We start from the raw sequence: 21,554 nt of genomic DNA, 5'->3' as shown, positions 1-21,554 counted from the left end.
TCCGGTGATCTGCCCGGGTCAGATCACTCAATCATGTTTTTAACTACAGCAATATAGGGGCTCAACCAGTTAAGTTGGCACCTGATCCCGGATCTGGTGAACAGATGGGCGAGGCTCAAGTGCAGGGATGAATCCTGATATCGTCATTTTCCCGGATTGCCAGGTGCGGAATATTTCCTTGCTCAGATTTGGCGGCATACATGGCTTCATCGGCCAGTTGTAGCAATTGTCCGAGCTTGCTTTCCCTGTCATTGAACAGGGTGATGCCGATACTTGGATTACAAATGCGCTCTTCCTTTTCCAGAGCATAGGGATAAGAAAGCGCCTGTCGGATTTTTTCGGTCACGTTGCGCGTTTGCTGCAGGGCGACGGCGTAATCCTTGCCCAGTTGCTCCAGAATGATGACAAATTCATCGCCACCCAGGCGGCAGGTGATGTCCACTTCGCGGATACTTCCCTGCATTCTGCGGGACGCCTCGATTAGCACCTGATCACCTGCGTCGTGGCCCAATTCATCATTGACGGCCTTGAATTTGTCCAGATCGAGAAACAGAAGGGCCCGGTAATGATGGTCACGATGACTCATGGCCATACTCTGCTGCAGGCGCGCATCCATCATGCGTCGGTTGGCCAGACCGGTGAGCGAATCGTAATAGGCCATCTGTTCGACTTGATGCAGTGCTTCCTGCAGTTTGGCATCAATGGCGATCAGCTTTGCATTCTTGATGGCAATCCGCTTCTTTTGATTGGACAGAGAGAGCAGGATAGTGAAAAGCAGCAGATCGACCGCGACACCGCCGACCCCGATGACTGCGGGTTGAGCGCTGGAAAGCTCTTTCTCGAAACTGCTTGTACTGTGAAAATGGGCATGCCATGTATGACCCGGCAGTTCGATGGTTGTGTGTGTGTCGAACATGTTGGTCTCGGATGTGTGTCCGGAGCCATCGTGAGTTGAGCGATACATTAACTGGTCATCCGACCCGGTGTTGCTGTCGTAGATTTCAAACGAGAGATTATTCGGCACTGCTCCCAGAATCCCCTGCATCAGATCGTGCATGCGAAAAGGGCTGTAAACAAAGCCGATGATATTGGATCGCCGCTCTTCAGGTGTATCGATGGTTGCGCCCTTGCGGTAAAGCGGGAGATACATCAGAAAGCCCGCCTGCACATCCTGATTCGTTTCCTGCACCAGAATTACACGGCCGGATAGGGCCGGATTACCGGTACTCATGGCATAGAGCATGGCGCTGTGACGGGTGGACTCGGAGAACATGTCATAGCCGAATGCACGCCGGTTTCTCCAATCGAAGGGTTCGAGGTAATCAATACTGCTGTAGGTGTCGCGTTTGCCGGTCGGATGAATGGCAAAATCGGGGAATCCATTCGCCTGGATGATTGTCTCGTGTCGGGCTACTTCATCCGGTTTCAGTACGGATGCAAAGCCGATCCCCTGAATACCGGGATAGTAGAGGTCGATCTTCAGAGTGCTAACATAGTTGTGCCAGTCAATGCGAGTGACTTCATCACTGGCCTCAAACAATGCAACGCCGCCGCGCAAGACCTGTTCATATTCGAGCATGCGTTGAATGATCTTTTGGCGCGCATCTTCTACTGCAAAATTGAAATTGTCCTGAGCATGAATGCCCACGTAATGCCGCGAAATCGACCAGGCAATCAGGGTCAGCGAAAGAGAGGTGATCAGTACAATCCAGGCTGTGATTTCATTATGGAAAATATCGTGCCATGCACGTTTTGGCGGTGCAATCAGTTCACTATGGGATTGTTCTGCATGGGGCCTGGACATCGTGTACCACCTGACTCAGCGCTTGTTAGTCCGATCCGCAGCAATAATCAGGCCAGCATCCTGCTGCTTTGCCTGGTTAAGCTGAAATCAGGGTACAGTTGGCGCAGGCAAGTAAGCTCATCCGCTATGGAAGTGCTGATCAATTCGGCACTTCCGAGCGAGCCATGGACGGGCGCCACAATCCGGCAGGATAGCCGGATTGGACGGTTTTGCCGCCGCCAGGTGAGCTGCAGGATGCAGCGATCAAATCAGATGCGTAAGTGACTGATTTGTAAGCAAAGATAAAATGACTCGGTCATCATGCCCTCGCCCTGCGGGCGGCCTTTGGCCGTCCAATCGGCTTCCTGCCTCTTTGTCACGCTTTTGTCTTTGCGAACTGATTCTTGCCAGGAGGGCAATAAATCCGCATCTCCCTATAAATACTCAAAGTATGCCGGTGCGCCCACACTCCTGGTTTTTAACGACGAAGTGACTGGCGTTCACTATCTGTCCAGTGAGCGGCAGGAGGCAGTGAGTTAAATCATGTGCATATGCGCCTTATTTATAGGCAAAGAAAAAATGACTCGGTCATCATGCCCTCGCCCTGCGGGGGCACTGGTCATCCACTCGGCTGATGAAGAAGGCTTACTGGCTCTCCTGTTCGGCAAGTTCCAGCTCTTCACATGCTTCAAGCCATATCGCTTCGCTGGCATCAATTTTCTGGTTTAACTGGCCTGATTCGATGGCCAGCTTTTTCTGCAGCTCCACCTGGCTGCCATCATAGAGTGCTGGATCAGCCAGCTGCAAATCAAGCTCCTCCTTGCGCCGGTGTAACTTTTCCATGTCGGACTCAAGTTTTTTGATCCGGCTGCGCAGCGGCTGCAGCGCCTTGCGCATATCCGCTCGGTTGCGCCGTTCCTGTTGCCGTGACGGTTGGTTGGCAGCGGTGTCGGTGGTCTCCTGAGCATCGCGCGTGGACATCAGCCAGCGACCATAATCTTCCAGATCCCCCTGAAATGGGGTGGCACTGCCATCGGCTACCAGCACCAGCTCATCGCACACGCTGCGCAGCAGGTGTCGATCGTGCGAGACCAGAATCATCGCTCCTTCAAAATCCTGTAGTGCCATGCAGAGCGCATGACGCATATCAAGATCGAGATGGTTGGTTGGCTCATCCAGCAGCAACAGGTTCGGTCGCTGATACACAAGCATGGCCAGTACCAGGCGCGCCTTTTCACCACCGGAAAGCGGGGCAACGGGGCTGGTGGCCATATCCCCGTGAAAAGCAAATCCACCGAGATACAGGCGTGCATTCTTTTCTCCCAACTGGTCATCCAGCATCTGCAGGTGTTGCAGCGGAGTCAGTTCATCATGCAGCTGTTCCAGCTGATGCTGGGCAAAATATCCGATGCGCAGCTCTTTGGCTGCCTCGCGGCCACCACTGACCGGTGCCAGCTCTCCGGCCAGCAGTTTGATCAGCGTCGATTTGCCCGCTCCGTTGGGGCCAAGCAAGCCAATACGCTCTCCCGGCAGCAGGTTGAATGAGGTGTCTTTGAGAATCATGCGCCCGTCATAACCGGCAGATGCCTTGTGCAAGCGCAAAAGCGGATTGGGAACGGCCCCCGGATAACTGAAGCTGAACGAAAAAGGTGAATCCACATGGGCAGGTGCAATCAGCTGCATGCGCTCAAGTGCCTTGATCCGACTTTGCGCCTGTCTGGCTTTTGAGGCTTTGGCCTTGAAGCGATTGATATAGCTGTTCATATGCTCAATCTGGCTTTGCTGCCGTTCGTGCGCAGCCTGCTGTTGAGCCAGTTGCTCGGTCCTGATCTGTTCAAAGGCCGAGTAGTTACCGGTATAAAGATTGAATCGTTGTTGCTCGATGTGGGCAATATGGGTGACGCAGCGATCAAGAAAGTCACGATCATGCGAAATTAGCAGCATGGCACCCTGATAGTTGCGCAGCCACTTTTCCAGCCAGATGACCGCTTCCAGATCCAGATGGTTGGTCGGCTCATCAAGTAACAGAAGATCGGACCTGCACATCAGTGCGCGGGCAAGGTTCAGGCGCATGCGCCAGCCACCGGAAAAGCTGGCGACGGCATGTTCTTCTTCACCGGAAGCAAAGCCCAGGCCATGCATCAGCCGGGCAGCCCGGGCCGGTGCGGCATAGCCATCAATGGCAGCCATCCGTTCATGCAGCCTTGCCAGTGCATCGCCATGCCCATGTTGCTCGGCCGCCTGGATATCCGCCTCAAGTTGCGACAGTTCGGCATCGCCCTGCATGATATAGCGGATTGCCGAAATCGGCAGGGCAGGGGTCTCTTGTGCCACATGGGCAATGATGGTGCCTTTATCAATGCGAAAGCGTCCGCTATCTTCTTCCAGTTGTCCGAGCACAAGGCCGAAAAGCGACGATTTTCCGCAACCATTGGCACCGGTAATTCCCAGTTTATCGCCGGCATGGATGGTCAGGGTGGCGTTTTCAAACAGCAGTTTGCTGCCGCGCCGGAGTGTGAGCTGGTCAAAATAGAGCATGCGCCACTCTACTGTATAACTGCACCAGGCAACAATTTCAGATTACTGCAGCAACCCCGTGCAGCTGCAAGGTTCTTCCCGAACACTTAAGCTGTTACACTGCCGCGAATTTTTCTGGATGGTTGGCCATTCATCTGGCTGTAACCGATCCATACAAGGATGGACAAATGAACGAGACAACGATGTTGGCCATGTATGAGCAGGCTGGTGCACTGCTGAACGGCCACTTTATTCTATCGAGTGGTCGCCATTCAGCGCGTTATCTGCAGTCGGCACTGGTGCTGATGAATCTTGATAATGCTGCCGCACTGGCCGCCGAATTGATCGGCAAGGTCGATGCAGATGGCATTGATATGGTGGTATCGCCAGCTATCGGTGGCCTTGTGATAGGACAGGAAGTGGCCCGTCAGCTTGGTAAGCCGTTTCTGTTTACCGAGCGCAAGGAAGGGGAGATGCAGCTGCGTCGTGGTTTCACCATTCCCGCCGGTGCACGCCTGCTGGTGGTTGAAGATGTGATTACGACCGGTGGTTCTGTGCGCGAGTGCATGGCTGTTGTGCGTGAGCAAGGTGGTAATCCGGTGATGGTGGTGGCGGTTGTCGATCGTGCACCGGCTGCTGAAGGTCGTTTTGATGTGCCATATGCAACAGCGCTGACGCTCGATGTGGAAACCTATGCAGCTGATAGCTGCCCTTTGTGTGCCGAAGGGACTCCGGCAGTGAAGCCCGGCAGCCGCGGCGCCGCCTGAAAAAAGCGCAGTCGGTGTTGTGACAGGGCGCACGGCGAATCAGTAGCATGGAAATATGATTGATCACGACAAGGAGATGACATGAGTGACCCGAGGCTTCGCTGCTTTCCATTCGGCGGCGTAGGAGAATTTGGCAAGAATATGATGGTCTATGCCATTGATGAGGACGCTGTCATTGTCGATTGCGGCATGGGGTTTCCCGAACCGGGGCAACATGGTGTCGATCATGTGGTGCCGGACATCTCCGCACTTGATCAGTTGGGGCTGAAAATTCATGCGATGCTGATTACCCACGGGCATGAAGATCATATCGGCGGCTTACCTCATCTGCTGCCGCGATTGAAACTGCCGGTCTATGCAACCGAGGTAACGGTTGAGCTGATCAGGGGTAAACTCTCGGAAACTGGTTACAAGGCCGATCTGCGGGCACTGCCTGAAAACGGTGATACCGTGCAGATCGGTCCGTTTGACGTCGAAGGTGTGCCGGTGACTCACTCCATCATGGATGCGGTGTCGGTGGCCATTCATACGCCGCTCGGCGTGATCATCCATACCGGTGATTTCAAGCTGGATCCATCTCCGATTGATGGTCGGGCAACAGCCCTGCACCGTTTTTCCCAGCTGGGTGACAAAGGGGTGTTTCTTCTGGCCTCCGATTCGACCAATGCCACCCATTCCGGCAGCGGTCCGTCCGAGCGCATTGTGGGGCCGGCACTGCGTCAGGCGGTTGCCCAGTGCAAAGGCAAGGTGATTGTCACCACCTTTGCCTCGAATATGTTCCGTATCCAGCAGATTATCGATGCTGCCATTGCCTGTGGGCGTCGCGTATCGGTGGCCGGCCGCAGTCTTGAACGCAATATGAAGATTACCCAGGATCTGAACCGCCTTCGTATTCCTGCCGGAACACTGGTAGATATCAAGCAGTTACAGCATATTCCTGATCATGAGCTGCTGATTATTGCGACCGGTTCCCAGGGAGAATCAAGAGCGGCCATCGGCCGTATCGCCCAGGATCGTTTTACCGGTCTCAAGCTCGGCCATGGTGATCTGGTGATTTTCTCCTCCAGTAATATTCCGGGTAATGAGCGGATTATTGCCGGTTTATATAATCACATTTATCGGCGCGGGGCGCGTGTGTTGCACGCAAGGCAGGCCGCTGTACACGTCTCCGGCCATGCCCATGCCCATGAGCTGAAGACGATGATGCAGCTGACCCGTCCGAAATATTTTTACCCGGTTCATGGTGAATACCGCAACCTGATCGAGCACCGCGATCTGGCTGTCGCCACCGGCATCCCGTTTGAGCAGACAATTATCGCCGAAAACGGTTACAGCGTAGTAGCTGATCATGACGGCATTGCTCACGGTCCCGGTTTCCATGCCGGTGCTGTTTTTGTCGATGGTGACAGTCGTGATGAGATTGATGACTACGTGTTGCGTGATCGTCGCTTCCTCGCCGAAGACGGCATGATCTCGGCGACGGTATTGCTCAGTCAGCATGAGGGAACACTGCTGGCTGATCCGGAGCTGGTGGCTCGCGGTGTTCTGCATGAAGATGTCAGCAGCGATATTCTTTCAGCAGCAGCCTCAGATCTGGCCGGCTTCCTGAGCTCGCTTGATCTTGAATTGCTGGCAGACCTGGATGCGACACGAGAAGAGGTTCGCCTCTATCTGCGCCGCTGGTGCAAGCGCCGCCTGGGTCGCAGGCCGATGGTTTTACCGGTGGTGGTGGCAATCTAGTGGTTTGTTTAGTTGTATTATTACAGGAGGTTACCGCTTCCTATGAAGAAAAGACTGTAATAGGGATCATGCACTGATGGATGTACGTTTACTTGCCCGGGAATCACTGGCACTACTGCTTGCCGGTATTGTCATTGTGATGGGGCTGGCCATGGTCAGTTATTCTCCGGCCGATCCTTCCTGGAATCATGTAACAAAAGCTCCGGCGAGTAATATGGCCGGTATTGCCGGAGCCTATCTGGCCGATTTTATCTATCAGCTGTTTGGTTATGCTGCCTGGATCTGGCTGGTGCTGCTGACCTTATTGACCGTCCGGGTCGCCTGGGGACGCAAGTTGTGGCACTCAGGCTGGACATCGCTGTTCTGGTTGCCGGTTGTACTCTCGGTCTCGGCATTGCTGCAGGCCCATCTTCCAGCCGGCAGCAGTGCCGATCTGCTGTCTCTGAAGGCTGGCAGTGGTGGGGCACTGGGTATGATGCTGGAGCACTCGATCCATGGTGCTTTGAAAGATGTCGGTCGCGATGTATTGCTCATTACCCTGTTGCTCAGCTCCGGGGTTACAGCCTCACACTGGTCACTGCTTGCGCTGATGAAGAAGTTGTACGAGTGGACCTGCAATGGGTTTGCTGCCACTGGCGACATAGTCAGGAAAATGTTTTCAGCCATTTCACATCGCAAGGTGCGTATCGAAGCGCGAGAGGAGCGTAACAAGGTTCGTCAGACCCGCAATGCTGCCGCAGCAGCAGCTCCGGCTTATGAACCATCTGCTTTTGATGAACCGGTCGAGCCGTATATTCCTGATAGCGATGATGCCTTCTTTGGCGATTTCGAACCGGAGCTGACTGAACCTGTCATCACCAAACCTGCGAGCAGGAAAAAAGCGCCAGAGCCGGCTCCTGCCCCCAGATCGCCTGTCCGTGAAGAGGTTGTTTCCATACCTGAGCCGGAAGAGCTAAAGCCTGTAAAGGTAAAGGTTTCCCAGCGTGCTACGGTTGAGACTGTGGCATCACTTGAACGCCATCATGACGATAATTCCGGCTTTGAACTGCCCTCGCTGGATCTGTTTGATCGTGGCCCGGAAACACCGAAAGAGCATGACCCTGAGGTACTGCAGGGCGTTGCGCGCTCACTGGAGAGCAAGCTGCTGGATTATCGTGTCGATGGTAATGTCGTAGCTGTGCAGCCGGGCCCGGTTGTGACCCAGTTTGAACTGGAGCCTGCTCCGGGCACCAAGGTGAACCGCATCGTTGCTCTGCAGGATGACCTGGCTCGCTCCATGGCTGCAATCAGTGTCCGTGTTGCCGGTAATATTCCGGGCAAAAACGTGATCGGCATTGAGATTCCCAACCATGAACGCGAGATGGTGGTACTGCATCAGGTGCTTGCCAGCCCTGCCTTTGCCAATAAACGATTGATGTTGCCGCTTGGCATGGGCGTGGATATTTCCGGCAATCCGGTGGTTTCCGATCTGGCCAAAATGCCACATCTGCTGGTAGCCGGTACCACCGGTTCAGGTAAATCGGTGGCGGTGAACGCCATGATCTGCTCGATGCTGATGGCAAGGACCCCGGAAGAGCTTCGTATGATTCTTGTGGATCCGAAGATGCTGGAGCTCTCGGTGTACGATGATATTCCGCATCTGCTTGTGCCAGTGGTGACCAACCCCCACAAGGCGGCCAAGGCCCTTGCCTGGGCGGTATACGAGATGGAGCGCCGCTATCAGCTGATGAGCGATGCCAAAGTGCGCAATATCGATGGCTATAACAAGAGCGTCGAACATGATGAGTCGGCTGAGCGTCTGCCGATGATTGTGATTGTGATCGATGAGCTGGCCGATTTGATGATGGTGGCAGGCAAAGAGGTGGAGCAGGCGATCTGTCGAATTGCCCAGAAGGCGCGTGCAGCCGGTCTGCACCTGATTCTGGCCACGCAGCGTCCAAGCGTGGATGTCATTACCGGCCTGATCAAGGCCAACCTGCCAAGCAGACTCTCCTTTCAGGTCTCATCCAAGATCGACTCCCGTACGATTCTTGATCAGATGGGGGCAGAGCAGCTGCTCGGTCATGGTGACAGCCTGTTCCTCAGTGGCGGTCGTGATCTGCGCCGTGTGCATGGCGCTTTCGTCTCCGATGCCGAAGTGCTTGCACTAGTTGAGCATTTGAAAGGGCAGGGAGCCCCCGATTACCGGGAAGAGGTATTCGAAATCGGCAGCAGCGGTGATGCGTCATCAGGTCCCGGTGGTGATGGTGGCGATGAGCATGATGAAAAATATGATGAGGCGGCAGCACTGGTGATTGAGAAGGGATCCTGTTCCGTATCGATGGTGCAACGCTACCTGCGTATCGGTTATAACCGCGCCAGCCGGCTGGTGGAGCAGATGGAGCGTGAAGGGCTGGTATCGCCGCCCGGGTCGGGTGGTCTGCGCAAGGTGCTGGCTCGTTCATCCGCGGATGGCGGCGGGGTGATCGAGTGATGTGGACGATGGGTCTCTTTAAAGACAAGGCCGATCGGGCCGGGAAATTGCTGGTTTCGCTGCCGTTGCTGTTCTGTATCGGCACTGTGAACCCGTCGTCGCTGATGGCGGCCAGTGTCAAACAGGAGTGGGAGATTGACAGCTCACAAAAGGGCGGTGGTTTTTCCACAAATATCCGCAAACTGGCCGATTTGAGCGGCTTTCAATGCAGCTTTGATCAGCTCATGACCTTTGCTGATGGTGGTGCCAAGCATTATGCCGGCAGTCTTGCCATCCTGAAGCCCGGTCGTTTTCGCTGGCAGTACCGTTTGCCATATGATCAGCTCTATATCGGTGATGGCCAGGTGATCTGGCATTATGAACCGGATTTGATGCAGGCTGAACGCCTGACCGACCTTGAAACGGTCAACCCGGTGGTGATGCAGCTGCTTGCCGGCCATGTGAAACTTTCCGATATCACCATGCAGGAACAGCGTTTCGATAGCACGCAGGAGATTCACAGCTACAAGGTGCATGTGGCTGATGCGCCACCGGTCTGGCTTGGTTTTTCAAAGGCGGGCCATCTGGTCTCGATAGACCGTGAGGATTTGCTGGGCAACCGCAACCTGATGACACTGACCGGTTGCTCATACGTTGCACCATCAGAGAAACTATTTAGCTTCACCCCGCCCGCTGGCGTGGAGGTACTTGATCTCCGCTCAGCTGAAGTTCTGCCACTTCGTGCCGAATAAGGATTTTAAATGAAACGTACAGTGATATTAGTTGCAGCCCTTGCTTCTGCCACATCAGCTCAGGCGGGTGGATTCGAACAGGTGAATCAGTCGGCTGCCGCAGCCGGTGTCTCCAATGCATTTGCTGCTACGGCGAGTGATGCGTCGGCGTTGGCCTATAACCCGGCCGGGATCGCCTGGTTGCGCGAGGGTGTGAATGTCACCGGTGGTATCACCATGAACTATCGAAACTCCTCACTTAAATCGCCAGCCGGGGTATTTTCCAATACCGGTACGGAACCGACAGCTGCCTATATTTATGCAGCGTGGACGTCACGCAATAGCAATCTTTCAGCAGGATTCGGTTTCTCGCCACTTTACCAGGTGAACAACAGCTGGATTGATGCTTTCCCTGCAACAGGTGGTATCAGCAAGATTACCGTGGATCATACCATGGCGGATGTTGTTTATGCTGTGAGCAGTGATCTGGCTCTGGGCATGGGCGCGGACTGGTATTTTACCCGTGCCACGATATCTCAGGGCGCTACCAACTTTAAAGGCAGTGATATTGCCGGTTTCGGTGGCCACGCATCGCTGTTGTGGAAGCCATTGCCCGACTGGTCGCTCGGACTGGTCTACCGTTCAGGAAGCAAGGTCAAGGCTAAGGGACAGGGAAGTTCTCTGTCGTTCAAGCTGCCGGACCAGGCAACCGCTGCCATCGCTTATAACATTAGCGATGTACTGCGATTTGAAACAGATGTGAAATGGAGTCGCTGGTCGGTGTTGAAGGACATGAATGTCACCGGCGCTGTTACCCAGACGAATGCACTGAATTTGCGTGATACGTTGACGGCCATGGCCGGTGTCACCTGGACATGGCGTGAAAATGTTCAGCTGCGCATGGGGTATGCCTATGAGCAGGGGGCCAACCGTACCCTGAACTATAACCCTGTGATTGCTGATCAGGATGGTCATCGCATCAGTCTTGGTGGTGGCGGTGATTTGCTGGGTGTACATGGCGATCTTGCCGCACAATATGTGTTCTACAGCAAGAAAACTGCAACCGGTGCCTATGCGGGTGAATATCGCGATCGTCGTATGGCCATTGCACTCACTGTTTCCAAACATTTCGACTGACAGTTTGTGAGCAAACAGGGATCACTGCTGGATCACGGCAACGCAGCTTACTCCCACGTTGCCGATGTGACTGTGCCGCTGGCTTGCCGGATTCGCCCGTCCCTGCTGCAGGATGTGGCAGGGCAACCTGATTTAACCCGAAACGAGTCATGGTTTGCGGCCATGATCAGTGACGGACGCTGTTGTTCATGTATCTTCTGGGGACCGCCCGGCGTTGGTAAAACAACGCTGGCTACCCTGATGGCCACCGCTGCCGGTATACCGTTTGCACAACTTTCCGCTGTATCTGCCGGCAAGGCCGAGGTGCAGGATGTGGTCAGGCGAGCCAGGGCTGCCGGGCAGACGTGGCTGCTGTTTCTTGACGAAATCCATCGCTTTAACAAGGCCCAGCAGGATGTACTGCTGCCATATATTGAAGATGGCACCCTGATCCTTGTCGGGGCAACAACCGAAAACCCCTCTTTTTCGCTGAATAATGCGCTGTTGTCCCGTTGTCGGGTGATTGTGCTGCAGCCACTCAAGGCGACTGATATTGCCGCTATTTTGCAGCGTGCCTGCCACCATCTTGTGTCACAGTCGGGCACGTTTGCCGTGGCGGATGATGCCATTGCCTGGCTGGCGGAAAACAGTGACGGCGATGCCCGTTATGCGCTGAATGCTCTGGAGGCATTATTTCAGGCAGACGCTTCGCGCATCTGGTCAAAAGAGAAGGTGATTGCGCAAAGTCTCAGGCGGGCTGCCCGCTATGATCGCGACGGTGATGCCCATTACGACCTCATTTCTGCGCTGCACAAATGCATCCGTGATTCGGATGCCGATGCCGCCGTCTACTGGCTGGCACGCATGCTGGAGGCGGGTGAGCAACCTCTTTATATTGCCCGACGACTGATTCGCATGGCGACCGAGGATATCGGCCTGGCCGATCCGAAGGCATTGAATATCACACTCGATGCCCATCGTATGTATGAAATTCTCGGTTCTCCGGAAGGGGAGCAGGGATTATTTGAAGCGGCAATCTATCTGGCTCTGTCGCCGAAAAGTAATGCCGCCTATATGGCCGAGAAACAGGCACGGGCGCTTGCCGGTGAAACGCGTGCAGCGGATGTGCCGATGCATTTGCGTAATGCGCCGACCAAACTGATGAAGCAGTTGGGGCACGGTGCCGGCTATCAGTATGCCCATAATGCCGAACATGCTGTCGTCAATCAGCAGCATTTCCCGGATGGTTTGGGGCAACCGGCACTCTACCTGCCGGTGGATCGCGGTTTTGAGCGAACGCTGAAAGAGCGTATGGACTGGCTTGCTGCGCGCCGGGAAGGTCACAAGTCGTGAAAATAGCGACGGGGGAATCCCTGTGATGCAACAACTGTTAGCGGTTGCGGCAGGGGGGGCTATCGGTGCAGTGATGCGCTGGCTGGTTGCTTCGTCGGTTCAGAAATTTGCTGCCGGCAGTGCATTCCCGTGGGGTACGCTGGCAGTCAATACTGTCGGATCATTTCTGCTTGGTTTTCTGTTTGTCTGGCTGGTTGAGCGCTCCACTGCCGGAGAGCTTGTCCGTCTGGCGGTTACAGTGGGTTTTCTCGGGGCTTTCACGACGTTTTCGACCTATTCGCTGGAGTCGATTCGCCTGTTGCAGGAGGGAGCCTTTCAGCTTGCTCTGGTTAATATTGTCGGTCAGGTCGTGATCTGTCTTGGTCTGACCTGGCTCGGTGTGCAGCTTGCCCGGGCGCTCTAGCCGGATGTGAGCTTATTGATGATGGGTTTGAGGTAACAGAGTCTGTGAATCAGAGTGTCGGAGTATTTGATTCCGGTGTGGGTGGTCTCTCTGTCCTGGCCCATATTCATGCTCAGCTGCCGGATGAATCACTGATCTATCTGGCCGATAACGCCTATATGCCTTATGGCTGCAAGCCGGCAGAGGTGGTGCTGGCCCGCTGCCTTGAGGTCGCCGACTTCTTTCATCACAAACAGGTCAAGGCGCTGGTGGTGGCATGCAATACAGCCACAGCGGTTGCCATTCATGCGCTGCGCGAACGATCACCGATTCCCGTTATCGGCATGGAGCCTGCGATCAAGCCGGCAGTCACCGGCAGTCGCACGGGAGTGGTCGGTGTGCTGGCCACCAGGGCAACGGTTGCCAGTGGTAAATTCAACGGTTTAAAAGCCCAGTTTGACCATCATGTACGGATTCTTGTGCAGCCTTGTCCGGGGCTGGTGGAGCAGGTTGAGAAGGGGGAGCTGATGAGTGAAAAAACGCGTCTGCTGCTTCTCTCCTATCTCCAGCCGCTACTGGAACAGGGGATTGATACACTTGTGCTTGGCTGTACGCACTATCCGTTTCTTATGCCGCTGATCCGGCAGGTGGCGGGTGATGACATTCGTATTATCGATACAGGTGCTGCCATCGCTCGCCAGTTGCAACGCCAGCTTGAAGCCCATCAGTTGCGAGCAGGAGGTGAAGGTGGTGGGGCTGTCGAGTTCTGGAGTAGTGGCGACTGTGCCATCGTTGAGCCGGTTATGAGCCAGTTGTGGCATACGCCTGTGATGCTCAGACGGATGGAGTGAATGCTTTTCACCCTGATAGTATGTGAAATCCGATGAAATATTCGCCTTGTCAGCAGCGTGGCATTTTGTGACACGACGGCAAGGCTCTTCATGTGTTAACTTGCCCATAAAAAATAACTAGTTACTATGCGGACAAAACAAATAAGGTGGTAGAATTTTATGAGCAGCAAGAAAGTAACCAAGAAAGAGTTATTGGAAATGGCCTCTGAACTCAAGATGAAGAATGCAGCCAAACTGAACAAGGCCGAATTGATCCGTGCCATTCAGGTTGCAGAAGGCAATGATCCATGCTTTCAGCAGATTACCGACTGTGCTGTTACGCCATGCCTGTTCCGGGCTGAATGCCAGGGCTGAATTAGCCGTTTCATCTGCCAGACGAAAGGGGCCCGACAGGGCCCCTTTTTATTGTTCATCGCGCATCAGTACGCAATAGGCTGAAGAAAGTTTTTGATTCCCTGTAAGCGATACGATGCTTTTAAAGCGACACAGAATACTCTGCTAAAGCAGAGCATCCCCCTTTCTTTAGCGCTAAAGAAAGGGGGGAAAGAAAGCCGCCCCGATATTTTTGTTCTGCGGATCCCCTCATGCGAGCCATTCACTACAGCCGCTGCATCCGCAGTTGTTTCTGTAGTGAGTCACTCTGCTCGGCAAATCCATAAGGGGGGTAATCAGGCGGCATCCACTCATCTTGACCGGCAACTGGCTCCCGCACTTACGCGATGAACCTTTTTAATCTTGCCATGGATTGTGATTCCACCTCTGATAAAGCTCTCTGAGTTCACGGTCTATCTCTATGTACTTATATGTTTATTCGTCGGTTACGACAGGAATTTACATCATGTTTTCAGGCATTTCGCTCGCGGTAAAGGAGGAGCGATTCAGCGCCGATCGGGCGTGATATTGTCATGCAAAAATTTATGTGAAATTTTTTATTGACGCGGTCGAAATGTACGATATTGTTCGCCGCGTTCCAACAGGTCCCCATCGTCTAGAGGCCTAGGACACCGCCCTTTCACGGCGGCAACAGGGGTTCGAATCCCCTTGGGGACGCCAAACAAAAAGCACTTACAGGAAACTGTAGGTGCTTTTTTTATTTCAGCCTGTTCGCATTGGTCGGTTCACATAACTGGTTCATATCCATCGCGTGTGAGTTGGCCATTTTTGTTGAGCCTGCCTTTGATGGGGCATCAACTGATCCGCCGGGCGCCCGTTTTTGTGCTCCATATGATGTGATTCTTCCAGTAATGAAATTCATGACCTTTCACCCTATGATCTGCCTGAAGATCACAACAGCGATTTAAAAGGTGGATTTTGGTTATGCACGAGATGTTGCCATTACTGAAGCGAACTGATTTTCCGGCGATTCAGCGGGAGAGTCTGGACACATTGCAGGTGAATCTCGGTTATCTATGTAATCAGTCCTGTCTGCACTGCCATGTCAATGCAGGCCCGCGCCGGACGGAAATCATGAGCAGGGAGAACGTGGAGTGCATCCTTGAGTTTCTTGAGGCCGGAAAAATTGTAACGCTCGATCTGACCGGTGGTGCACCTGAAATGAACCCGCACTTTCGTATGCTGGTTCAACGGGCCAGAGCAGTGGGTGTACGGGTGATTGACCGTTGTAATCTGACCATTCTGGAGGAACCGGAACACGGTGATCTGGTCTCCTTTCTGGCCGCTCATGGCGTGGAGGTGGTTGCATCGCTGCCCTGTTATCTGGAGGACAATGTTGATGCACAGCGTGGTAAGGGGGTATTTGAGCGCAGTATTCGTGCCCTGACACGTTTGAATGATGCCGGCTATGGTCATGAGGGCTCAGGGCTTTCACTGACGCTGGTGTATAATCCGCAGGGGCCGAGTTTGCCTCCTCCCCAGAAGCCTCTTGAAGCGGCCTACAAGCGGGAGTTGTACCAGCGCTATGGCATTGTCTTCAACAGTTTGTTTACGATTACCAATATGCCGATTCAGCGATTTGGAAGTATGCTGGTTTCGCGCGGTACACTGGATGATTACATGCATCTGTTACGTAAATCATTCAGCGAAAAAAATCTCGCAGGTGTGATGTGCAAACGTCTGATCAGTGTCGACTGGCAGGGTTATGTTTACGATTGTGATTTTAATCAGATGCTGAATCTGGCCATGACTGCGGAGCAGGGGGGGCATGTGCATCTTCGTGACCTTATCCATCAGGATATCAGAGGTAACGGGGTTATCGTGATGGACCACTGCTATGGGTGCACCGCAGGCCAGGGGTCAAGTTGTGGTGGTGCGCTTGAACGTTGATCTGTGTGACTCTGATGATCTCTGATGACTGTTGATCGCGATTGCAGGCAACCCATTTGATATATCCGTACTGTTAAATAGGAATTTATCTGATATCGGTTTTTATAATCCTGACTATGTTTAAATAAATAGTACTGTGATATGTAATCACAGCAATCTTTCCCCCGGGCGTGACTGCATGCCTGTGTGGCTGGATGTGAGGTTATATGATGACTATAGGTCAGATACGTTCAGAGCAGGTCAAACGGGTGTTACTGGTGGATGACGATCACTCGATTCGTGAGCTTCTGCTGCAGATTATTGAGTCTTTCGGTTATGACGTGATTGAAGCCGCCAATGGCAAACAGGCATTGACGCTGTTCGAGCAAAATCATCATTCGATTGATTTGTTGATGACGGATATTTGTATGCCGCAAATGGATGGCAGCGAGTTGATCGGCAGGGTCCGTCATCATAATCCACTGCTTCCGATCATAGCGATTACCGGTTTTGCTGATGCAGGGCTGTTGAAAGAGGTCGAACGCTTGAATGCCGTGCTGATTTACAAGCCGATCGATATCGATTCCCTGCACTGCAGTATGAATGCCATGGTTTTTGATGCGTAATGGCAGAAGGGGGCTTGTTTCCGTGGCTTATGGTCGAGCAAAAATCGGTTCATCGCGGAAGTCCGGGAACCAGTTCAGGTCAAGATGAATGGATGCCGCTTGATTTCCCCTTATAGATTTGCCGAACCGAGTGATTCACTACAGAAAAGAGCTGCGGATGCAGTGAATGGCTCGTATGAGGGATTCGCAGGACAAAAATATCGGGGCGGCTTTGAATAAAAAAAATGCCCTGTTGCATGCATGATCCCGTTTCCATGCGTGCAACAGGGCGTCATCAAGGATGGGTGACGCGGTTTTAGTCGCCTGTGCAGATGCGATCGATCAGTTGCTTCACTGTGGGCACAAAGCCATTGGCATAGAAGGGGTCTTCAGCAAAGCGGTAGGCGGCATGGCCGGCAAACATCAGGTTGGTATCCGGGTTACCACCATGAGCGATATCCTGCAGCGTTTTCTGAATGCAGAAGCTGCGCGGATCCGCCTTGCGGCCGGTGGTGCCTTGCTCATTGGCGGCCCAGTTACTGAACTGACATTGTGACAGACAGCCCATGCAGTCTAGCTGATCCTGTCTGATTTCCTTTGCTTTTTCAGGGGTTACAAAGATAAGTGTAGAGTCCGGTGTAGCCAGCGGTTTACTGAATCCTTCGGTTACATACTCTTTTGCCCGTTTAAGATCATAGGGCGTCAGGTAGACCTGTTTGTTGCGCACACCAAAGGTGAATTCAGCGGTATGATCACCGGCAGGGTGATCTACAAATGCCATTTCACGATCAGAACGCGCATACAGTTCATGCAGAAACGAGTTGTAAACAGCAGATGAATAAAAGCCGGTTGGCGAGAAACGGTTGAGTTTAATATCGCCTTTTTTCAGTTTAAGCAGGCGCTGTTTCCAGGCATCAGAAATAGGGCTCTCCTGTGTTAACAAGGGACGAGTGCCGTACTGGAAGGTAATCGGGCCGATTTCAGGGTTATTCAGCCAGTTTGCCCACTCACGCAGAAACCATACACCACCGGCCATGACAATCGGCGTGTTGTGCAGGCCGAATTCATTCATGGTCTGACGAAGAGCAGCTACGCGAGGATATGGGGATTCCGGCACATCCGGACTTTCCGAGTTGGACAGACCATTATGACCGCCAGCCAGCCATGGATCTTCATAAACAACGCCGCCGAGCAGATCAGGAAGCTTGCGGTATGAGCGCATCCAGAGGGCGCGGAATGCGCGTGCTGATGACACAATCGGGTAATAGTGTACCTGATGCTTGGCGGCCAGTGCAGCCAGTCGGAAGGGCATGCCGGCACCACAGGTAATACCATGAATCATGCCTTTGGCACCATCCATGACACCTTCAAGTACCCGCTCGGCGCCGCCCATTTCCCAGAGCACATTCATATGCAAACGGCCCTGACCATTGGATACTTCATGCGCGATGCGCGCCTGTTTGATACCACCGGCAATCGCCTGGGAGACAAGCTCATCAAAGCGCTGCAAACGGTTTTTTCCATGATAAATGGTGCGGACAATGTTACCGTTTTCATCAACACTGTCGGCATTGACGGCAGAAAATGTACCGACGCCGCCAGCTGCAGCCCAGGCACCGGAACTTTCGCCTGTGGATACGGCAACGCCTTTGCCGCCCTCAATGAGCGGAAGTACTTCCTTGCCTGAGATGGTGATCGGTTGAAGATCAAAAGCCATGAGTGGGTCCTTTTACTGCAAAAGCATCTGGCTGCGTCGCCGGCCGCTGAGACTATCAAAGCCCGGGGGCAGTGGCAAAAATGTGTGCGCACTCTATCAATCTGACGGCCGTGTATTTGATTTTGAAATCTGTTTTGGCCATGCTCGCCGGATTGCTCGTAAAAGCGCTGAAGGCAGGTGTATGAGCTCTGCCAGCAATCAATATGCAATGTCGCATAATGAATATTATGTAAAGTTATGGAAGTAACCATGCCTGAACGTATCCACGATAAAGATAATTATTACGATAAGTTGCGTACGCTGATGCAAATTCTTCGGGATGAATGTCCCTGGGATCGTGAGCAAACACTTCACTCCTTGCGACGCTATACCCTTGAAGAGGTTCACGAGGTTCTGGAAGCCGTTGATGAGGCCAATCAGGGGCACTGGCTCCCGCTTAAGAACGAACTTGGTGATTTGTTGCTGCAGGTTGTTTTTTACGCACACCTGGCTGAAGAAGCCGATCAGTTTAATCTCGGTGATGTCATCGATACGCTGGTAAGCAAGATGATTTATCGTCATCCGCATGTATTCGAGCATGCGCGCCCTGCTGATTTAAGCCGCCAGTGGGATACATTGAAAGATGCGGAACACACCGGTCGTACCAGTCTGATGGATGGTATTCCTCCGCTGCCGGCTCTGAAATATGCCCAGAAACAGCAACAGCGTGCGGCGCGTGTCGGCTTTGACTGGCAATATGCTGCCGATGTGATGACCAAAATGCGTGAAGAGATGACTGAGCTTGAGCATGAAATTACGACACAGGCCGGTCTGGACCGGCTTGAAGATGAGTTCGGTGATGTGTTGTTTACGCTTGCTAACCTGGCGCGCAAACTCGATCTTGATGCTGAATTGTGTCTGATGAAAACCAGCCGGAAATTTGCACGGCGTTTCAGAGGCATGGAGCATGAAGCGCAGATCCATGCAACATCGCTTGAGCAGCTGAGTCTGGATGAGCAGGAAGCGCTGTATCAGGATGTCAAAAAACAACAGGAGCACTCCGATGAGTGACAGAGAAGATTCACAACACGAGATGCAGATTCAGTTTCCTGCCGAGATTCAGCGCGGCGTTTATGCCAACCAGATGGTTGTTACCCATACGCGTGAAGAGTTCGTGCTCGATTTTATACTGGCTACGCCTCCGGTCGGCCTGGTCAATGCGCGCGTGCTTGTATCTCCTTCACATGCCAAACGCATTGTCTCGATCCTTAATGAAAATATCAGCCGCTACGAGTCCGCCTATGGCGAAATCAAGACGGTTGCTCCGCTGAAGACCCCCTCATCTGTGACAACGCATTGATCAGTCCTTTACCCGGCGGCAACTTCAGCGATACTGGCCCCGTATGAAGTGGACGCTTTCCAATCAGTTAACCATTGGCCGGGTGATTATTATTCCGGTCTTTTTACTGGCATTCTATTTGCCGGGAAGCTCCGGTTACTGGGCATCCGCCATCCTGTTTACGCTGGCTGCTATTACCGACTGGTTTGATGGCTATCTTGCCCGCTCTCGTGGTGAGGAGACGCCATTCGGGCGCTTTCTTGACCCTGTTGCCGATAAGTTGCTTGTTGCGGCGGCACTGGTACTGCTGGTATCCAGCGGTCAGGCCCCTGCTGTTCTTGCCGTTATTATTATTGGTCGCGAAATCGCGATTGGTGCATTGCGTGAATGGCTTGCCCAGCGGGCGACGGTGGTTCATGTATCACGCATTGCCAAATGGAAGACGGCCATACAGATGATCGCCATTGCCACCCTGCTGCTGCATATCAATGTCATGGGCATTTCCATGCATGAAATCGGACTGGTTTTGCTCTGGGTTGCTGCCGGCCTGACATTGTGGTCCGGGTATGAATATGTCCGTGATGCATGGCCTGAATTGATGGATCAATCCGCCGAGTAGCCCCCTTTTCACACACTTATGCTGTCGGGCTGTGGCAGTTTACAAGGCCTGTTGCTGCAGCACCTTGCCTGGCTTTGTCAGCCGCAGGATGATGCTCAATTGAGAGATGTCCTGAATTGAAATGATGGCGTTCTGATTGTTTGCCCGGATGGCACAATCCATCACTATCTCCTCAGCGAGGTTGCACCATGATGCAGGTTTCAATGCCTGTTGCTCCATTCCATGCCGATGTGTTTGCCAGCGATTATGCGGATGCTCGCCGCCGCTTTCTTGCCTCAGCACAGGTGGCCGGCTTCGAGGTTACCAGTTATTCGCATCCGTTCACGGGGCCGACCGGTGAGGCGCTGGCCTCTGATGTGGTCTGGTGTGGCGCTAAGGATGCGACATCTGTACTGGTGCTGTTGTCAGCTACACATGGTGTGGAAGGCTTTTGTGGTTCTGCGGCGCAAATTGACTGGTTACGCCATGGCTGTGTACCGGATGATACGGCTGTGCTGATGGTGCATGCACTGAATCCTCATGGTTTTGCCTGGCTGCGCCGGGTGAATGAAGAGGGTGTTGATCTGAATCGAAACTTTATCGATTTCTCGCGCCCGTTGCCGGAAAATCACGGCTACTGCCAGCTGGCTGATGCCATCGTACCACATGACCTTGATGAGCGTGCGCTTGCTGCTGCTGATCTCCGCCTGAGCGAATACGCCGACTATTTTGGTCGGGAAGCCTATGAATCCGCCCTTTCCGCCGGCCAGTTCACCCATGCCGATGGTCTTTTTTACGGCGGAATCCAGCCCTCATGGTCACGGCGGACCGTTGAGACGATTGTTGAGCAGTTCCATCTCAAGCAGCGCCGTCGTGTCGCTGTGCTTGATTTTCACACAGGTCTCGGGCCGTTCGGCTATGGCGAGCCGATCTGTGACCATGCTCCTGACAGTACCGGTGTGCGACTTGCCCGTCAGTGGTATGGTGCATCGGTCACCGAACCTGCAATGGGCACATCCACCTCAGTGGCCAAAGAGGGCTTATCCGATTACGGCTGGCAGCAGATGCTGGGAGATGTGGTGGTTTTTATCGCCCTTGAGTTCGGTACCTATTCGTTTGAAAATATGATCCGGGTATTGCGGGCCGATCACTGGTTGCATCGGCAGGGGGAGCCGGACTGGCATGCACCGCACACACGGAGCATCAAGGCGGATATTCGTCGGCACTTTTACCCGGCAACCCGGGACTGGCAGCAGATGCTTCTGTTTCGCAGCCGTCAGTGTATTGCCCAGGCGCTGAGTGGCCTTTCAGGTGAGGTAAATAAGGTAAGTCATGAATAGATCATGGTTTTTATGCGGGGCA

General features: G+C 53.4%; 18 protein-coding genes and 1 tRNA gene. 16 read left to right on the top strand and 3 right to left on the bottom strand.

Features of this window, described 5'->3' with window-relative positions; genetic code table 11:
• Nucleotides 1-115 precede the first annotated feature (115 nt).
• Both FEF65_RS05140 and abc-f read right to left on the bottom strand, forming a co-directional pair.
• Nucleotides 116-1,804, bottom strand: a complete 1,689-nt coding sequence (locus FEF65_RS05140) for a CHASE domain-containing protein (RefSeq protein ID WP_138238730.1) — start codon at nucleotides 1,802-1,804, stop codon at nucleotides 116-118.
• A gap of 624 nt (nucleotides 1,805-2,428) precedes the next feature.
• The gene (gene abc-f, locus FEF65_RS05135) at nucleotides 2,429-4,321 is read right to left on the bottom strand and encodes a ribosomal protection-like ABC-F family protein (RefSeq protein ID WP_138238729.1); all 1,893 of its coding nucleotides are present in this window, start codon (nucleotides 4,319-4,321) and stop codon (nucleotides 2,429-2,431) included.
• A 167-nt stretch (nucleotides 4,322-4,488) separates the two neighbouring features.
• Here abc-f and pyrE point away from each other — a divergent pair, with 167 nt between their 5' ends.
• The 12 genes from pyrE to FEF65_RS05075 all read left to right on the top strand — a co-directional run bounded on the left by pyrE (nucleotide 4,489) and on the right by FEF65_RS05075 (nucleotide 16,580).
• The gene (pyrE, locus tag FEF65_RS05130) at nucleotides 4,489-5,067 is read left to right on the top strand and encodes an orotate phosphoribosyltransferase (RefSeq protein ID WP_138238728.1); all 579 of its coding nucleotides are present in this window, start codon (nucleotides 4,489-4,491) and stop codon (nucleotides 5,065-5,067) included.
• Between the two features lie 81 nt (nucleotides 5,068-5,148).
• On the top strand, nucleotides 5,149-6,807 hold the full coding sequence (locus FEF65_RS05125) for a ribonuclease J (RefSeq protein WP_138238727.1): 1,659 nt from the start codon (nucleotides 5,149-5,151) through the stop codon (nucleotides 6,805-6,807).
• A 76-nt stretch (nucleotides 6,808-6,883) separates the two neighbouring features.
• The gene (locus FEF65_RS13590; protein WP_138238726.1) at nucleotides 6,884-9,280 is read left to right on the top strand and encodes a DNA translocase FtsK; all 2,397 of its coding nucleotides are present in this window, start codon (nucleotides 6,884-6,886) and stop codon (nucleotides 9,278-9,280) included.
• An 8-nt stretch (nucleotides 9,281-9,288) separates the two neighbouring features.
• Nucleotides 9,289-10,011 (top strand): LolA family protein, encoded by a 723-nt coding sequence (locus tag FEF65_RS05115; protein WP_138238725.1) that lies wholly within the window; start codon nucleotides 9,289-9,291, stop codon nucleotides 10,009-10,011.
• 9 nt (nucleotides 10,012-10,020) lie between these two features.
• The gene (locus FEF65_RS05110; protein WP_138238724.1) at nucleotides 10,021-11,127 is read left to right on the top strand and encodes an OmpP1/FadL family transporter; all 1,107 of its coding nucleotides are present in this window, start codon (nucleotides 10,021-10,023) and stop codon (nucleotides 11,125-11,127) included.
• A 6-nt stretch (nucleotides 11,128-11,133) separates the two neighbouring features.
• The gene (locus FEF65_RS05105) at nucleotides 11,134-12,459 is read left to right on the top strand and encodes a replication-associated recombination protein A (protein WP_138238723.1); all 1,326 of its coding nucleotides are present in this window, start codon (nucleotides 11,134-11,136) and stop codon (nucleotides 12,457-12,459) included.
• 25 nt (nucleotides 12,460-12,484) lie between these two features.
• Nucleotides 12,485-12,862, top strand: a complete 378-nt coding sequence (gene crcB / locus FEF65_RS05100; RefSeq protein WP_138238722.1) for a fluoride efflux transporter CrcB — start codon at nucleotides 12,485-12,487, stop codon at nucleotides 12,860-12,862.
• Between the two features lie 44 nt (nucleotides 12,863-12,906).
• Nucleotides 12,907-13,692: a glutamate racemase gene (gene murI / locus FEF65_RS05095; RefSeq protein ID WP_138238721.1), complete on the top strand. Its 786-nt coding sequence runs from the start codon at nucleotides 12,907-12,909 to the stop codon at nucleotides 13,690-13,692.
• A 159-nt stretch (nucleotides 13,693-13,851) separates the two neighbouring features.
• The gene (locus FEF65_RS05090) at nucleotides 13,852-14,046 is read left to right on the top strand and encodes a Rho termination factor N-terminal domain-containing protein (RefSeq protein ID WP_138238720.1); all 195 of its coding nucleotides are present in this window, start codon (nucleotides 13,852-13,854) and stop codon (nucleotides 14,044-14,046) included.
• Between the two features lie 623 nt (nucleotides 14,047-14,669).
• Nucleotides 14,670-14,745: transfer RNA gene (locus FEF65_RS05085), tRNA-Glu, on the top strand.
• Nucleotides 14,746-15,009: 264 nt separating this feature from the next.
• On the top strand, nucleotides 15,010-15,975 hold the full coding sequence (arsS, locus tag FEF65_RS05080) for an arsenosugar biosynthesis radical SAM (seleno)protein ArsS (RefSeq protein ID WP_138238719.1): 966 nt from the start codon (nucleotides 15,010-15,012) through the stop codon (nucleotides 15,973-15,975).
• Between the two features lie 209 nt (nucleotides 15,976-16,184).
• On the top strand, nucleotides 16,185-16,580 hold the full coding sequence (locus FEF65_RS05075; RefSeq protein WP_161595179.1) for a response regulator: 396 nt from the start codon (nucleotides 16,185-16,187) through the stop codon (nucleotides 16,578-16,580).
• A gap of 295 nt (nucleotides 16,581-16,875) precedes the next feature.
• On the opposite strand, the gene FEF65_RS05070 is transcribed toward FEF65_RS05075, so the two are convergent.
• Entirely contained in the window at nucleotides 16,876-18,276 is a 1,401-nt protein-coding gene (locus FEF65_RS05070) for an NAD(P)H-dependent flavin oxidoreductase (RefSeq protein ID WP_138238717.1), read from the bottom strand.
• A 249-nt stretch (nucleotides 18,277-18,525) separates the two neighbouring features.
• Here FEF65_RS05070 and mazG point away from each other — a divergent pair, with 249 nt between their 5' ends.
• The 4 genes from mazG (at nucleotide 18,526) to FEF65_RS05050 (ending at nucleotide 21,532) form a co-directional block, all read left to right on the top strand.
• A complete protein-coding gene (gene mazG / locus FEF65_RS05065) occupies nucleotides 18,526-19,326 on the top strand; it encodes a nucleoside triphosphate pyrophosphohydrolase (RefSeq protein ID WP_138238716.1) in 801 nt (266 codons plus the stop codon).
• Nucleotides 19,319-19,615 carry a DUF3467 domain-containing protein gene (locus tag FEF65_RS05060; RefSeq protein ID WP_138238715.1) on the top strand — a complete coding sequence of 99 codons (297 nt, stop codon included), beginning with the start codon at nucleotides 19,319-19,321 and terminating at the stop codon, nucleotides 19,613-19,615. The genes mazG and FEF65_RS05060 overlap by 8 nt, the downstream gene beginning before the upstream one ends.
• 43 nt (nucleotides 19,616-19,658) lie before the next feature.
• Nucleotides 19,659-20,213: a CDP-diacylglycerol--glycerol-3-phosphate 3-phosphatidyltransferase gene (gene pgsA, locus FEF65_RS05055; RefSeq protein WP_138238714.1), complete on the top strand. Its 555-nt coding sequence runs from the start codon at nucleotides 19,659-19,661 to the stop codon at nucleotides 20,211-20,213.
• 203 nt (nucleotides 20,214-20,416) lie between these two features.
• Nucleotides 20,417-21,532 carry a M14 family metallopeptidase gene (locus FEF65_RS05050; protein WP_202978234.1) on the top strand — a complete coding sequence of 372 codons (1,116 nt, stop codon included), beginning with the start codon at nucleotides 20,417-20,419 and terminating at the stop codon, nucleotides 21,530-21,532.
• Nucleotides 21,533-21,554 lie beyond the last annotated feature (22 nt).

The organism is Mariprofundus erugo (assembly GCF_005818865.1).
In the GTDB taxonomy this organism is placed as follows: domain Bacteria; phylum Pseudomonadota; class Zetaproteobacteria; order Mariprofundales; family Mariprofundaceae; genus Mariprofundus; species Mariprofundus erugo.
This window is presented reverse-complemented; position numbering and strand designations above follow the sequence as displayed.